General features: G+C 73.3%; 16 protein-coding genes. 8 read left to right on the forward strand and 8 right to left on the reverse strand.

The annotated features are described in order from the left end of the window. The first annotated feature begins 4 nt into the window (after window positions 1–4). From BM536_RS18525 to BM536_RS18535, 3 genes are all read left to right on the forward strand, one after another. A complete protein-coding gene (locus tag BM536_RS18525) occupies window positions 5–712 on the forward strand; it encodes a vWA domain-containing protein (RefSeq protein WP_073499852.1) in 708 nt (235 codons plus the stop codon). Next, window positions 709–1,182, forward strand: a complete 474-nt coding sequence (locus BM536_RS18530) for a hypothetical protein (protein WP_073499849.1) — start codon at window positions 709–711, stop codon at window positions 1,180–1,182. The genes BM536_RS18525 and BM536_RS18530 overlap by 4 nt, the downstream gene beginning before the upstream one ends. A gap of 839 nt (window positions 1,183–2,021) precedes the next feature. Next, entirely contained in the window at window positions 2,022–2,435 is a 414-nt protein-coding gene (locus BM536_RS18535) for a hypothetical protein (protein WP_143650948.1), read from the forward strand. A 24-nt stretch (window positions 2,436–2,459) separates the two neighbouring features. On the opposite strand, the gene BM536_RS18540 is transcribed toward BM536_RS18535, so the two are convergent. The 3 genes from BM536_RS18540 to BM536_RS18550 are packed head-to-tail and all read right to left on the reverse strand — an operon-like array spanning window position 2,460 to window position 4,427. Next, window positions 2,460–3,086 carry a YigZ family protein gene (locus BM536_RS18540; protein WP_073500205.1) on the reverse strand — a complete coding sequence of 209 codons (627 nt, stop codon included), beginning with the start codon at window positions 3,084–3,086 and terminating at the stop codon, window positions 2,460–2,462. A 31-nt stretch (window positions 3,087–3,117) separates the two neighbouring features. Continuing rightward, window positions 3,118–3,696: a SixA phosphatase family protein gene (locus BM536_RS18545; protein ID WP_245873640.1), complete on the reverse strand. Its 579-nt coding sequence runs from the start codon at window positions 3,694–3,696 to the stop codon at window positions 3,118–3,120. Further along, window positions 3,693–4,427 (reverse strand): hypothetical protein, encoded by a 735-nt coding sequence (locus tag BM536_RS18550; protein WP_094103487.1) that lies wholly within the window; start codon window positions 4,425–4,427, stop codon window positions 3,693–3,695. The genes BM536_RS18545 and BM536_RS18550 overlap by 4 nt, the downstream gene beginning before the upstream one ends. Before the next feature lie 128 nt (window positions 4,428–4,555). On the opposite strand from BM536_RS18550, the gene BM536_RS18555 reads away from it, so the two are divergent. Continuing rightward, a complete protein-coding gene (locus tag BM536_RS18555; protein ID WP_073498963.1) occupies window positions 4,556–4,963 on the forward strand; it encodes a CoA-binding protein in 408 nt (135 codons plus the stop codon). 56 nt (window positions 4,964–5,019) lie between these two features. Next, on the forward strand, window positions 5,020–6,243 hold the full coding sequence (locus BM536_RS18560) for a 4-hydroxybenzoate 3-monooxygenase (RefSeq protein WP_094103228.1): 1,224 nt from the start codon (window positions 5,020–5,022) through the stop codon (window positions 6,241–6,243). Between the two features lie 28 nt (window positions 6,244–6,271). Here the strand turns inward: BM536_RS18560 and BM536_RS18565 are convergent, their stop codons facing one another. Together BM536_RS18565 and BM536_RS18570 are read right to left on the reverse strand one after the other, a co-directional pair. Next, window positions 6,272–6,832 carry a YbaK/EbsC family protein gene (locus BM536_RS18565; RefSeq protein WP_073498965.1) on the reverse strand — a complete coding sequence of 187 codons (561 nt, stop codon included), beginning with the start codon at window positions 6,830–6,832 and terminating at the stop codon, window positions 6,272–6,274. A gap of 43 nt (window positions 6,833–6,875) precedes the next feature. Further along, the gene (locus BM536_RS18570) at window positions 6,876–7,448 is read right to left on the reverse strand and encodes a helix-turn-helix domain-containing protein (protein ID WP_073498966.1); all 573 of its coding nucleotides are present in this window, start codon (window positions 7,446–7,448) and stop codon (window positions 6,876–6,878) included. Window positions 7,449–7,573: 125 nt separating this feature from the next. Here BM536_RS18570 and BM536_RS18575 point away from each other — a divergent pair, with 125 nt between their 5' ends. Then, window positions 7,574–8,431 (forward strand): DMT family transporter, encoded by an 858-nt coding sequence (locus BM536_RS18575; RefSeq protein ID WP_094103229.1) that lies wholly within the window; start codon window positions 7,574–7,576, stop codon window positions 8,429–8,431. 39 nt (window positions 8,432–8,470) lie between these two features. Here the strand turns inward: BM536_RS18575 and BM536_RS18580 are convergent, their stop codons facing one another. Then, window positions 8,471–9,235: an acyltransferase gene (locus tag BM536_RS18580; RefSeq protein ID WP_229894675.1), complete on the reverse strand. Its 765-nt coding sequence runs from the start codon at window positions 9,233–9,235 to the stop codon at window positions 8,471–8,473. Between the two features lie 109 nt (window positions 9,236–9,344). Here BM536_RS18580 and BM536_RS18585 point away from each other — a divergent pair, with 109 nt between their 5' ends. Beyond that, window positions 9,345–9,872: a gamma carbonic anhydrase family protein gene (locus BM536_RS18585; protein ID WP_073498967.1), complete on the forward strand. Its 528-nt coding sequence runs from the start codon at window positions 9,345–9,347 to the stop codon at window positions 9,870–9,872. Window positions 9,873–9,907: 35 nt separating this feature from the next. On the opposite strand, the gene BM536_RS18590 is transcribed toward BM536_RS18585, so the two are convergent. Together BM536_RS18590 and BM536_RS18595 are read right to left on the reverse strand one after the other, a co-directional pair. After that, window positions 9,908–10,573, reverse strand: a complete 666-nt coding sequence (locus BM536_RS18590; RefSeq protein WP_073498968.1) for a DedA family protein — start codon at window positions 10,571–10,573, stop codon at window positions 9,908–9,910. A 209-nt stretch (window positions 10,574–10,782) separates the two neighbouring features. Continuing rightward, window positions 10,783–12,720, reverse strand: coding sequence for a ricin-type beta-trefoil lectin domain protein (locus tag BM536_RS18595; RefSeq protein ID WP_094103231.1), 1,938 nt, complete (start codon window positions 12,718–12,720; stop codon window positions 10,783–10,785). A gap of 357 nt (window positions 12,721–13,077) precedes the next feature. Here BM536_RS18595 and galU point away from each other — a divergent pair, with 357 nt between their 5' ends. Further along, window positions 13,078–14,040, forward strand: coding sequence for a UTP--glucose-1-phosphate uridylyltransferase GalU (galU, locus tag BM536_RS18600; RefSeq protein WP_094103488.1), 963 nt, complete (start codon window positions 13,078–13,080; stop codon window positions 14,038–14,040). Window positions 14,041–14,209: the final 169 nt, after the last annotated feature.

Genomic DNA, 14,209 nt, shown 5'->3' on the forward strand with positions numbered 1-14,209 from the left:
CCGCATGAGCAACATCGAGCAGTACCAGGGCAACCTCCAGTACGCCGTGGACATCGTGCTGTGCATCGACGCGACCGGCAGCATGTTCCCCGTCCTCGACACCGTCAAGAACAGCGCACTGCAGTTCCACGACCGGCTCAACGACGTGATGGCCAAGAAGGGCAAGGCGATCAGCCAGCTCCGCCTCAAGGTCATCGCCTTCCGCGACTTCGGCGACAACGCCTCCGACGCCATCGAGCAGACCGACTTCCTGCATCTGCCCGGCCAGGCACGGGACTTCGAGGGCTTCGTGCGCGGCATCGACGCGGGCGGCGGCGGTGACATCCCCGAGTCGGGTCTGGAGGCGCTGGCCCTGGCGATCAACTCGCCCTGGGAGACGGGTCTGGACCGCAGGCGCCACGTCATCGTGATGTTCACGGACGCCCCGGCCCACCCGCTGGGCACGGTGGGCGTCTCCGCCCCGTCCTACCCGGCACAGATCCCGCGCAGCCTCGACGACCTGTTCGAGCAGTGGGGGTACGCGCGCAGCCAGACGGCCGTGATGGAGCAGTCGGCGAAGCGGCTGGTGCTGTTCGCGCCGGACCTCGCCCCCTGGTCCGACCCGATCGCCGAGGAGTGGGACCTCACGCTGCACTTCGCGTCCAAGGCGGGCGAAGGTCTGGAGGAGTTCGAGATGGACGAGATCATCGAGACGATCGCGAACAGCCTGTGAAGCTCGACTGGCCCGAGTTCCAGCTGCACTGCCAGGACGACGGCCATCTCGTCTTCCTGTGGCGCCAGTACGGCATCGTCGAGTCCAACGTGAAGCACTGCACCCGCATCCAGCTGGTCCCCCAGGGCCCGGACGGTCTGTCCCAGTGGCTGTTCCACCTGCGGTTCCCCGCAGGGCCCACCCCCGGCCTCCTCATCGCCCGGGTGGACGTCCCGGCGGACCGGTTGCAGGAGGCGGAGGAGTACACCGACCTGCTGCGACGGCGCTACGCCGTACCGGAGCAGCAGGCGAAGACGGAGGGCGCGGAGGAGACGGAGCACGCGGAGCGCGCGGAGGACTCGGAGGAAGCGGCCGAGGAGACCGGACTGCAGCGGGTTCCCCTGGACTCCCGGGAGTGGCTCGTGGCGCCCGCGGGAGCGGCGTCGGAGGAACTCTTCGGGGCCGTCCTGGCCCACGTCGCCGGCGACTGACCACACAGAGACGAGAGGGAGGGGGTACGGAGGTGGCGGCATCGGCCAACTGGCAGTGCGCGGACTGCGACACGTTCAACGACCCGGGAGACGCGTCCTGCGACGGCTGCGGTGGGACCCGGCGCAGCACCCGGAGCAGCCCGGGAACGCGCACGCCGTCCAGCACCCCGTCGTCCCCTCGGTCCTCGCCACCGAAGCCCCCTGCCGCCGCCCGCCCCAGGCCGGCAGCCGCGGACGGGCCGAAGTCCGGTGCGAAACCGTCCACGAAGACGCCCGCCGGATCCACCGGGAGGCCCGCCGCGAAGCGGCCCGGCACCTCCGGTCCGCCCGCCTCCTGGCAGTGCTCGCTGTGCGACACGAACAACGCGCGTACGGACCTGTCCTGCATCGCGTGCGGCACCGCCTGGAAGGCCGCGGCGAGGAAGCCCCCGCCGAAGCCGCCGTCCGCCACGAAGTCCTCGACGACCGCGAAGGCCTCGAAACCGTCGGCCTCCTCCCCCTCCTCCTCGGCCGGCGCACCGGCGCGAAGAAGACCACCACCCCCCGCCGGACGCCGCCCCGCAAGCCCGCCCCGAAACCGGCGTCGGCCGCCTCCTCGACGCCCCGGACGACTCCGAGGGCGGCGGGCCGCTCCGGCACGAGCCGTACCCGCCGCGAGGAGGCGGTCTTCTTCCCGTCGGCCCCCACCACGGGATACCGGCCCACGGCGACGCCCGCCTCACCCACCCCCGCCACCCCCCGCCCCCACCGGTCGCCGGCCCCGGCCGGCGTATGTGCCGCCGCCCCGTCCCGCGGCGCCGGCGCCCGCCAAGAAGAAGTCCGGCTGCTCCAGCGGCTGCTTGGGGCTCGTCGTGGTCTTCGGTCTGCTCTCGCTGGCCGGCCGGGCGTGCGACAGCTTCGACAGCGGCGACTCGTCGAAGGACGACGCACGGACCGTCCGGTCCACCCCCTGCCCCGAGCGCATCGCCGCGCGACTGCCCGGCGGAGCGGACGCCGAGCTGGTGGAGGCCTTCCGCACGAAGAACAAGCAGATCACCCTGTGCCGTACGGCGTCGGGCTCGCTCTACTACTTCGGCGAGTTCAGCGACCGGCGCGAGCAGGGCATCGCCATGAAGGCGGAGGAGACCGGCGACGGTTACACGGCGCGCAACGACCCGTACCGCTACGAGGTGCACGACGGGGTCGTCACCATCTACCAGTCCGGCAGGCAGATCGGCGAGGAGAGTCTCACCCCGGAACCGTCGCCCTCCTGAGCGGGGGCGTACCGCAAGCCGCCCTCACGCGTCGCCGTACGCCTCCCCGCCCACCTCGAACCCCGCCGTCCCCGCCGTCGCGTCCGCGAGCCAGGCGCGGAAGGCGTCGACCTCGGTGTCCGGGAGGCCGATCTCGATCGTGACCGCCTCGCCGTAGCGGACGTCACGGACGTCACGTCCGGTGGAGCGCAGGTCGTTCTGGACCTTGCCGGCCCGCTGGTGGTCGACCGTCACCCTGGCCAGCCGGAAACGGCGGCGGGTGATCGTGCCGAGGGTGTCCAGGGCCTCGCCGACGGCGCCGCCGTACGCGCGGATGAGACCGCCGGCGCCGAGCTTGACCCCGCCGTAGTAGCGGGTGACGACGGCGACGACGTACCGCATGTCCCGGCGCAGCAGCATCTGGAGCATCGGGACGCCCGCGGTGCCGCCGGGTTCGCCGTCGTCGCTCGCCTTCTGGACGGAGGCGTCGGCGCCGATGACGTAGGCCCAGCAGTTGTGGGTGGCGTCGGCGTGCTCCTTGCGGACGGCCGCGAGGAACGCCTGGGCCTCCTGTTCGGTGGCCGCCGGGGCGAGCGCGCACAGGAAGCGGGAGCGGTTGACCTCGGTCTCGTGGACGCCCCGGCGGGCGACGGTGCGGTACTCGTCCTGCATCGGCCCAGCCTATGCCGTCGCCGGTGCCGCCTCAGCCGCCGTCCTTGCGACCCCGGGGCACGGCCGTCCAGGTCAGCAGGGCCGCGCCCGGGGCCAGGTCGGCCCAGGTGGGCGCGTGCCAGGCCAGGACCGCGACGGCGGAGGTCGGGAACTTCACCCGGACCGGCTCCAGGGCGTCGTCGAGCGAGTCCCCGGCCAGGTCGAGGACGAGTTCCTGGAGGCCGGGGTTGTGTCCGACCAGGAGCAGGGTGCGGACCTCGGCGGGCGTCTCTCGGGCCACGGCCAGCAGCTCGGGTACGTCGGCGGCGTACACGCGCGGGTCGTACCGGACCGGCGGCGGGGTCTCCCACTCGGCCGAGGCCAGCTCCCAGGTCCGGCGGGCGCGTACGGCGGTGGAGCACAGGGCGAGGTCCGGGAGACAGTCCGCGTCGGCCAGCGCGCGGCCGACGGCCGGGGCGTCGCGCAGGCCGCGCGGGGCGAGGGGCCGCTCGTGGTCGGGCACGCTCTGCGGCCAGGCCGACTTGGCGTGCCGCAGGACGACCAGCCGGCGCGGCGGCCCGGCCGAGGCGCTCACCTCGGGGCTCATGCCGGGGCTCACATCGCGGCTCATGCCGGGGCTCCCACGTCGCGGGTGAGTTCGAGGCCGACGAGTCGGTCGGCGTAGGCGTACGTCTCGAAGCGGGCGCCGTCCGGGAGCCGGGGCCCGGCCTCCTCCACCGAGCGCAGCACGCGCAGCACCGCGGGCAGGTCCAGGTCGTCCTCCCAGGCGGTCCGCAGTTGCCCGCGCAGGTCGTCGGGGACCGGGCGGGACGGGCTCCGCGCCCAGCCGGCGACGGCCCGGCGCCAGCGGGCGAGGGTGGTGGCGGCCTTGTCCAGCGCGGCCGGGTCGAGCATGGCGGGTGCGCGGTGGTGGTGGGAGAGCAGGGCGAGGCGGAGCGCGGCGGGTTCCGGGGCCGCGCCGGCGCGGGCGTCCGGCCGCACGGCCGCGACCGGGACCCACACGCCCTCCCCCGCCGCCGTCTCGGCGCCGTCCTCCGCCGCCACGTGTACGGCCTGGGCCTCGCCGAATCCGCCGGAGAGGTCCCGGGCGTCCTCGAAGGGGCGGACGCCGAGCGTCGTGGCGGCGGCCCGCAGCTCCGCCTGCTCGCGTTCGCCGGTCAGCACGGGCAGGACGGACGTACCGCCGAGTTCCAGGACCCGGACGACGAGGTCGGCCACGAGGAGGACCCGGAGCGTTCCGGTGCCGTACCCCGAGGCGTGGGCCTCGACGCGGGTCAGGCCACGGCGGACGGGGGCGGCGACGACGGGCTCGCCGGTTCGGGCGTCGATGATGCGCAGCACGCGCCCGAGCGTAGGCGGACCGAGCCCCTCGCGCAGTCCCGGGTGCGGAATCGGTGCGGCCCGTCCGATGTTGAGCGGATGGACGCCGTTCGGCGTCGTGCGATGTCCGTCCACCGAAGGAGGCCGCCGTGTACGGCGACGAGGCAACGATCCGCAGGATTCTCACCGAGCTGGGTGACACCTGGGCGGTGGTGGGGCTGTCCACGAACCCGCGGCGGGCGGCCTACGGCGTCGCCGAGGTGCTCCAGCGCTTCGGCAAGCGGGTCGTGCCCGTCCATCCGAAGGCGGAGACGGTGCACGGGGAGCGGGGGTACGCCTCGCTCGCGGACATCCCCTTCGACGTGGACGTGGTGGACGTCTTCGTCAACAGCGATCTGGCGGGGGCCGTCGCGGACGAGGCGGTCGCCAAGGGCGCGAAGGCGGTCTGGTTCCAGCTCGGCGTGGTCGACGAGGCGGCCTACGCCCGCACCCGGGCCGCCGGAGCGGAGATGGTGATGGACCGCTGCCCGGCGATCGAGATCCCCCGGCTGGGCTGATCGGGTGACCGCTCCGGGCCCCTGACACCCCCCGAAGGGGCCTCCATAATGTGCGGGTGACCACCACCTCCCCCCACCCCAACTCCCCCGTCCCTTCTCATGTTCCGGTCGTCGTCGTGGGCGCCGGCCCGGCCGGTCTGACCGTCGCCAACATCCTGCGGGCCGCCCACCTCGACTGCGTGGTGCTGGAGGCGGAGAGCCGCGGGTTCATCGAGGGCAACCCGCGCGCGGGCGTCCTGGAGGAGTGGGCGGTGCGCGGCCTGCGGCAACGCGGCCTGGCCGAAACCCTGTCGGAGCGGGCTCAGCTGCACACCGCGTGCGAGTTCCGCTTCGGCGGCGAGAGCTACCGTTTCCCCTATGGCGACCTGACAGGCCGTCATCACTTCGTCTACCCGCAGCCGTTGCTGGTGACGGACCTCGTGCGGGAGTACGTCGACGGGCGAGACGGCGACGCCCGCTTCTCGGTGCGCGACGTCGAGCTGCACGATCTCGAAACGGACCGCCCCTCGGTGTCGTACACCTGCCCGCGGACGGGTCAACGACGGTTGCTGCTCTGTGACTTCGTCGTCGGGGCGGACGGGGCACGCGGGGTGAGCCGGGCCGCGGTGCCGCCGGACAGGGCGCGGATCGCCCGGCACGACTACGGCATCGGCTGGCTGGCGCTGCTCGCGGAGGCGCCGCCGTCCTCCGACTGCGTGCTGTTCGGCATCCATCCCGACGGGTTCGCCGGGCACATGCCCCGCAGCCCCGAGGTGACCCGGTACTACCTCCAGTGTCCGCCCGGCGACGACCCGCACAACTGGTCGCACGACCGCGTCTGGACGGAGCTGCACGAGCGTCTCGGGGCCGCGGGCGCACCGCCGCTGACGGAGGGTCCGCTGATCGAGAGACGCGTGCTCGACATGCACGACTACGTGGTCGAGCCGATGACGTACGGGCGGCTGTTCCTGGCCGGGGACGCGGCGCACCTGGTCGCGCCGATCGCCGCGAAGGGCATGAACCTGGCTCTGCACGACGCGTTCCTGCTCGGCGACGCGCTGGTCGGGTATCTGACCGGGGGCGACGGCGGCGGCCTGGACGACTACTCCGAGACGTGCCTGCGGAGGGTGTGGGACTACCAGGAGTTCTCGCACTGGCTGTCCGAGGTCTACCACGGCACCTCGACGGGCGACCCCTTCCGGGCGGGCACCAGCCTCGCCCGGCTGCGCCGCCTGTTCACCTCTCCGGCCGCCGCGGGAGCCTTCGCGGAGCAGTACCTGGGGGCGGCGGAGCACTACTGACGGGCGGGGCGGGTGACGTCGGCGCGGCTCAGACGGCGACGCCCAGCCCCTCCAGCACGACGGCTCCGGGCAGTTCGGCGAAGGCCTTGCCGGGCACCAGCAGCTTGCCGCGCCGGCGCCCGCTGCCGACGAGGACGTACGGCAGGTCGACGACGGCGGAGTCCACCAACACCGGCCAGGCGGCGGGAAGTCCGACGGGGGTGATGCCGCCGTACTCCATGCCGGTCTCCCCCACCGCCGTGTCCATCGCGGCGAACGAGGCCTTGCGGGCGCCGAGTTGGCGGCGCACCACGCCGTTGACGTCGACACGGGTGGTGGAGAGCACGACACACGCGGCAAGGGTGGTCCCGCCGCCTCGCTTGCCCGCGACGACCACGCAGTTGGCCGACTGCTCCAGCAGTTCCCGCCCGTAGTGCTCGACGAAGACGGCCGTGTCGGCCCACTCGGGGTCGGTGTCGACGTAGACGATCTGGTCGGCGGGGACGCTGCCGCTCCAGTTGCGCACGGCGTCGGCGACCGGGCCGGTCAGTTCGTCGAGGCAGTCGGGTGCGGGGCCGGCGGTGTCGAAGTGTCCGATGGGTGCTTCCATGGCCGCACGCTAACAGTCGCGCGGCGCCGGTCGGCGGGGCGTCTCAGTGCACGGGCGGCACCGACACGGTGAGCACCATCTCGGTCGGGATCTCCCCCTGGTTGCCGTAGGTGTGGGCCGCGTCGGCCTCGAAGGTGACGCTCGCGCCGGCCGGGACGCGGTACTCGGTGCCCTCGACGGTCAGGGTCAGTTCACCGGCGGTGACGTGGGCGATCTCGACCGTGCCGACCGGGTGCGGGTCGGATCCGCTGCTCTCGCCGGGCATCAGCCGCCAGTCCCACATCTCCAGCGGGCCGGGCGCCTCGGCGCCGGCGAGGAGCCTGCTGTAGCTGCCGGCCTCGGTGTGCCACAGCCGGACCACCTGGCCGGCGGGGACGACGCGGACCTTGGGGCCCTGTTCGTAGTCGAGGAGGGTGGTGATGCTGATGCCGAGGGCGTCGCCGATCTTGACGACGGTGCCGATGCTGGGGTTGGTGCGGGCCTGTTCGATCTGGATCAGCATGCCGCGGCTGACTCCGGCGCGGGCCGCGAGCGTGTCGAGGGTGAAGCCGCGCTCGGTGCGCCAGCGCTTGACATTGCGCGCCAGGGACTGGGTCAGCAGGTCGAGATCCGACACGTTCCGTCCAATTCCCCCTGCTCCGGGCGATACCCGGAGTCCAATATTCTGGATGACAGGGTCTATTAACCTGCACTACGGTGTAGTGCACCCGATCGTGCACCGAACTGTACTGCGAGGACCCGGTGACAGCACTCTTCGCCCTGGCCACGAGCCTCCTGTGGGGCCTGGCCGACTTCGGCGGCGGGCTGCTCACGCGCCGCGCGCCCGCGCTCACCGTCGTCGTGGTCTCCCAGTCCATCGCGGCGGTCGTGCTGGGCGGCGTCGTCGTGGCCACCGGGGCCTGGAGCGAGGCCGGGCCGCGGCTGTGGTTCGCCGTCGCGGCCGGGCTGGTGGGCCCGGTCGCCCTGCTGTCCTTCTACAAGGCGCTCGCGCTCGGCCCGATGGGCGTCGTCTCCCCGCTCGCCACGCTCGGCGTGGCCGTCCCGGTCTCCGTGGGGCTCCTCCTCGGCGAACGCCCGGAATGGACCCAGGCCGCGGGCATCGCGGTCGCGGTCGTCGGCGTCGTCCTCGCGGGCGGCCCCCAGGTGAGGGGCGCGGCGGTGCAGCGGCAGGCCGTCCTCCTCACCCTGGTCGCGGCCCTCGGCTTCGGCACGGTGTTCGTCCTGATCGCGGAGGCGTCGACCACGGTCACCGGGCTCTTCCTGGCCCTGTTCGTGCAGCGCGTCACCAATGTGCTCACGGGCGGCGCCGCCCTGTACGCCGCCGTGCGCCGGGGCGCCCCCGCGCTCCCCGAGCGCGGCCTGCCGTGGAACGTGCTCCCCGCGTACGCCTTCGTCGGCCTCGCCGATGTCGCCGCGAACGGCACCTACGCGATCGCCGCCCAGCACGGTCCGGTCACCGTGGCCGCCGTGCTGGCCTCGCTCTACCCGGTGGTGACCTCCCTGGCCGCCCGCGGCTTCCTGCGGGAACGCCTGCGCCCGGTCCAGGCGGCGGGGGCGGGTCTTGCGCTGGTGGGGACCCTGCTGCTGGCGACGGGCTGAGCGGCGGGTCGGATTCGCCGCTCGGTCCCACCGCTCAGGTCACCGCTCCGGTTCCAGCTCCGCCAGTCTCGCCGCCGACTCCTCGTCCAGGCCCGACAGCGCGACCAGTTGGTCGGAGGTGACCCCGTCGGGGATCGGCACCGGGGCCGGGGTACGCAGCGGCGGCTGCCAGCCGTCGCCGGGAGTCCACCGCCGTACGACCCGGGCGGGCGCCCCCGCCACCACGGCGTGGTCGGGCACCGTGCCGCGCACCACCGCGCCGGCCGCGACGACGACGTTCCGCCCGACCCGCGCCCCCGGCAGGATCACCGCACCGGTGCCGATCCAGCAGCCGGAGCCGATCTCCACCGGCTCCATCCGCGGCCACTGCTTGCCGATCGGCTGGTGCGGATCATCGTAGGAGTGGTTGGTGGAGGTGACGTAGACGTACGGCCCGAAGTAGCAGTCGCTGCCGATGGTGACCGTCGTGTCGGCGATGACGTGGCTGCCACGGCCCAGGACGACGCCGTCCCCCATCCGCAGGATCGGGTCCGGGCCGAGGTCGAGGTCCGGCATCAGACCCGCCGTCAGCGTGACCTGCTCGCCCACGATGCAGTGCGCTCCGAGGTGGATCCAGGGCTCGCCGAACACCGTGCCGAGCGGGAACGCGAGCCGGGTGCCGGAGCCGATCGAACCGAAGCGGAGGCCGCCGGGATGTTCGGCGGTGACGGAACCGGTGCGCTGCACCCAGGCCCAGCCCGCGTGGACGGCCCGCTGGGCGAGGCGGCGACGCCAGGACGAGAACGTGTTCTTGCGCTTCGGCACCCGCTCACCGTACTCAGCGCGCGCCGACGCCAGGACGCCACAACCCTGTGATCTTCACCCCACCGGGTGGCGTACGGTGCGGGGGAACGACGGACACGAGGAGACGGTGATGACGCACAAGGCGCTGATCGTGGGCATCGGCGGCAGGGAACCGAAGGTCGACGAGGAGGCGTTCGTGGCGCCGACGTCCTCCGTCATCGGTGACGTGACGCTGGCCGCGGGCGCGAGCGTCTGGTACGGCGCCGTGCTGCGCGGTGACGTCGAGCGGATCTCCGTCGGGGCGCGGAGCAACATCCAGGACAACTGCACGCTGCACGCCGACCCCGGCTTCCCCGTGACCATCGGCGAGCGGGTCTCCGTCGGCCACAATGCGGTCGTCCACGGGGCGAGCGTCGGCGACGACTGTCTGATCGGGATGGGGGCGACCGTGCTCAACGGCGCGGTGATCGGGGCCGGTTCGCTGGTCGCCGCCCAGGCCCTGGTGCCGCAGGGGATGGAGGTGCCGCCGGGTTCGCTCGTCGCGGGGGTGCCGGCGAGGATCAGGCGGGAGCTGACGCAGGAGGAGCGGCAGGGCGTCACGCTGAACGGCACGCTGTACGCCGACCTGGCCAAGGCCCACGGCGAGATCCACGAGTAGGCCGGCACCGCGCGAGGGTGGCGTGCGGCCGTGACCTACTCGGCAGCCGCCATCGCCGCGGGCTCGGCCTCTGCCCCGGACTCTGCCTCGCTCTTGTGCGCGGCGCTCTTCGCCTTGCGCTTCAGGACGATCATCGAGGTGAGGCCGATGAGCACGGCCACCACCAGGCCCAGCCAGGAGAACCGCTTCAGCCAGGACTCCGCGACGACGCCCACGTAGTAGATGACGGCCGTCGTCCCGCCCGCCCAGACGATGCCGCCGAACAGGTTGGCGATGAAGAACTTCCAGTACGGCATGTGCAGTACGCCCGCGAGCGGCCCGGCGAAGATCCGCAGCAGCGCGATGAAGCGGCCGAAGAAGACGGCCCACACGCCCCACTTCTCGAAGGACCGCTCCGCCGTGGCGATGTGCCCCTCGCTGAAGTGCCGGGGGAACTTCTTGCCCAGCCAGGCCAGCATCGGACGGCCGCCCCTGCGCCCGATGGCGTAGCCGAGGGAGTCGCCGATCACCGCGCCCGCGACGGCGCAGGTGCCGAGGATGACGGGGTTGATGTCACCGTGCTGCGAGGCGAGCAGCGCCGAGGAGACGAGGATGATCTCGCCCGGCAACGGGATGCCCAGGCTCTCCAGTCCGATGACCAGGCCCACCAGCGCGTAGATGGCGACCGGGGGTACGGCCTCGAGCCATTCCTGGACGTGCACCGCCGGTTCCTCCCGTTCGAGTCCTGCTTCCGGGCGCGCCGCCGACGGGCGCACGCCGGGAAGCCTACCGGGTCGGCCGAGGCGCCCGATCCGCCGTCGAGGCACGGTGGCACGTCCTGGTCGCCACGGGTTGCCGGCGGTGGTGGGGCACGGTGGCCGGTCCTGGTCGTCACCGTTGCGTGCCTTTGCCGCAGGGGACGCCGGACCGTTCAGCCGGCGAGCGTCGCGGTCGCGGCCGTGACGACGGCGCCCGTGCCCCGGTCGACGCCGCCGAGCACCTCGCCCACCACCTCCACCGGGCCGGGGAGGGAGGGGACGGCCGGGACGACGGGCTCCGGCTCCTCCTCGCAGCAGTCGACCTGCGCGAACCGTTTCTCGTACTCGGGGCCGGGCGCGGGCTCGGCCGGAGGCGCGGACCCGTCGGGAGCGGGAGCGGTGGCGCTGCCCTCCGGTCGCGGAGGCCGTGACAGCCGCTCCTCGCCCGGGGCCCCGGACGATCCTCCCCCCGTACCCCGCTCACCTTGAGTGGTGTCCCGCTCGGCATCCGGCGTCATGTCGAACGCCCAGCGCTGGCCCGCCGTGCCGTCCCGTCCCGTGACGGTGACGTCGGTCCGCGACCGGCCCGTGCCGGGCGCGACCACCAGGCCCTCACCGCCGCGCCGCAGCAGCAGTTCCCCCCGGACCGTCAGGTCGAAGAAGACGTTTTGGGAGTGCACCACGCATCCGGCCAGGGCGACCGTCCCGCGTCCGGGGTCGGCGGCCAGGCAGAGGGCCGGGGCGGCGGCACTGCGCAGCACTCCGTCGTCCTGGTACGACCACTGCTGGGACGCCGCCGAGGAGCAGGCCGCGAGGACGGCGGCCGCCCCGGCCTCGGTCCGGCCGCCCTCGGTGTCGAGGCAGAGCCCGCCGGCCGTGGCACGCAGTCGGCCGCGGGCGACCTCGACGGGGTTCGTGGCGGAGGCGGCGGCCGAGGAGGGGCGGCTGGACGCGGGGTCGTCCCCGGGGGCCGGGCCGGTGCCGGTGTCCGTGGCGCCGGTGCCGCCGACGGGCGCGCCCCAGGTGGCACCGGAGCCGGGGACAGCGTTGTCACCGGACCAGCCGCGGGTCACCAGCACGGTCGCGAGCAGGGCGAGGGAGGTCAGGCCGACGCCCACCAGCACGGTCCGGGAGCGAAGGCCCGGCAGGACCAGCAGACCGGCCGAGTTCGTACGGTGCCGGCCGGTGCCGCCGGGCGGACGGGTTGCGGCCGGCGAGGCCGCCGCCGTCGCCTCCGCTGAAGGCGCGCGTCCGGGGCGGGAGTCGAGATACCGGCGGGCGCCCCAACCGAGGACGGTCTCGGTGAGCAGTACGTCCAGTCCGCCGTCGAAGTGACTGAGTTGTTCGGCGGCGTGCCGGCAGTAACGGCACCGCGCGAGATGGTCGCGGACATCGGGCAGCAGGGTTCCGCCGCGACGCAGGGGAACATCGAGAAGGCGGTTGTAGAAACGGCATTCGTTCGACGGGGCGAGTTCCCGGTGGGCGCGTACGCAACCGGTCCGGAATTGTTCCCGCGCCCGTTCCCGTCCGGCCGTGGCGGTGACGGTGTCCACGCCCAGCAGAAGGGCGGGTATGGACAGGGGTTCCGCCTCCACCTCCGTATGCCACAGAAGGCATTGGGAAGCGGCGGGCAAGTTGTGGAAAGCGCGTTCGGCGAGTTGGCGCCTTTCGGCGGTGACGGGCCGGGCGGCGCGCAGGCCGCGGCCACCGACGGTTTTGCGCAACTCCGGCAGCACGGCCACGACTCCGTCCGCGCCGGCCCACTCGCGGACCATGTCGCGTACGGCGACGAGGAGTTGTGGCCTCAGCGCGCCACCTGGGCGCCCCCCGGCCAGGCGTCCGAACACCTCGTGGAAGGCGGCGGCGGTCACCAGCGGCGCTGCCCCTCCGGTGTCGGCCAGGCAGACGGTGGCGTAGTCGTGGGCCGCGCGCCAGTGCCGGGCGAGGAGCAGGGCGACGGCACGGCGGTGACCGCTGGCCGTGCCCAGCCGGGCGGCGAGGTCGCGGTCGGAATTCCCGGGGGTCCATCCGGGGCGGGGCGGGTAGGGCGGGCGTGGGGGGGTTCGGGGACTGCACGGAACCGGTTCCTTCCGATTCGGCGAACGGCACACGAATACGCGTCCGTCGGAAAGCAGGTGCCTGATTGGTGCGTACTTCTGGTCCGACCAGGTGCGTTGCCCTGATCGACCGGCCCGGGGGAGGCTCACCTTCGCACACGCGACTCACAGGTAACAAGAAGTTCGCGTGACTGAAGTTCACCATGCGGGCTGCGCAGATTAGTTACCGCCGGTATCCGCACCCCTATTCGAAATTCACCGGGTCGACAGCACCGACTTGTGTGCGGGGAAAGCCGGATGCCACACGAAATCTCCGGGTTCCCGCCCGGGACTTCCGGCCCTGCCCCGCCCACAGGTGTCTCAGATGCGCCTCTCGGGAAACTCCCATCCCCGTGGTCCAGCATGATCGCCATGAACGCCCCCCACCCTTCCTCCCCTCTCGCGTCCACGCCCGCGGCCGTCCCCGCCGTCCGCAAGGCGGTCGTTCCCGCGGCCGGGCTCGGCACCCGGTTCCTGCCCGCGACGAAGGCGACGCCGAAGGAGATGCTCCCGGTCGTCGACAAGCCGGCCATCCAGTACGTCGTCGAGGAGGCCGCCGCGGCCGGTCTGGACGACGTGCTGATGGTCACCGGCCGGCACAAGCGGGCCATCGAGGACCACTTCGACCACGCCTTCGAACTCGAACAGGCCCTCGCGGCCAAGGGCGACACCGTGCGGCTGGACGCGGTGCGCGATCCGGCCCGGCTCGCGGACATCCACCACATCCGCCAGGGCGACCCGCTCGGCCTCGGTCACGCCGTGCTGTGCGCCCGCAACCACGTGGGCGACCAGCCGTTCGCCGTCCTCCTCGGCGACGACCTCATCGACCCGCGCGACGCCCTGCTCAGTCGCATGCTGGAGGTCCGCGACCGGTACGCCGGCAGCGTGGTCGCCCTGATGGAGGTCCCGCCGGAGCAGGTCCACCTCTACGGCTGCGCGGCCGTGGAGCCGACCGGGCAGGACGGCGTCGTACGGGTCACGGGACTGGTGGAGAAGCCCGCGCCCGAGGACGCGCCGAGCCGGTACGCGGTCATCGGGCGGTACGTCCTCGACCCCGCCGTCTTCGACGTCCTGGAACACACGGCACCCGGCCGCGGCGGCGAGATCCAGCTCACCGACGCCCTCCAGGAACTGGCCGCGATCGGCACGGTGCACGGCGTCGTCTTCTCCGGCCGCCGCTACGACACCGGTGACAAGGCCGACTACCTGCGCACGGTGGTCCGCCTGGCCTGCGACCGGGCCGACCTCGGCCCCGAGTTCGTGGCCTGGCTCAAGGAGTTCGTGGCAGGGCTGTCGGATACCGGGACGACGGGCCGCGAGCGGTCGGCGGCCTGAGGGCGGGGGCACCGGCGCGTGGGTGAGCGTGCGGCGGGCCGAGCACACGCTGCCGGCGGCACCGCGGTACGGGGAAGCCGGGCGGTTCCGGGAGGCGGTTCACGGGGCGGAGGCGAAGGGGCACCCCGAGGGACGCTAGCCGAGCGGCACCGGGCGGTCGGGGGGCGGG

Source organism: Streptomyces phaeoluteigriseus, from assembly GCF_001896135.2.
Classification (GTDB): Bacteria; Actinomycetota; Actinomycetes; order Streptomycetales; family Streptomycetaceae; genus Streptomyces; species Streptomyces phaeoluteigriseus.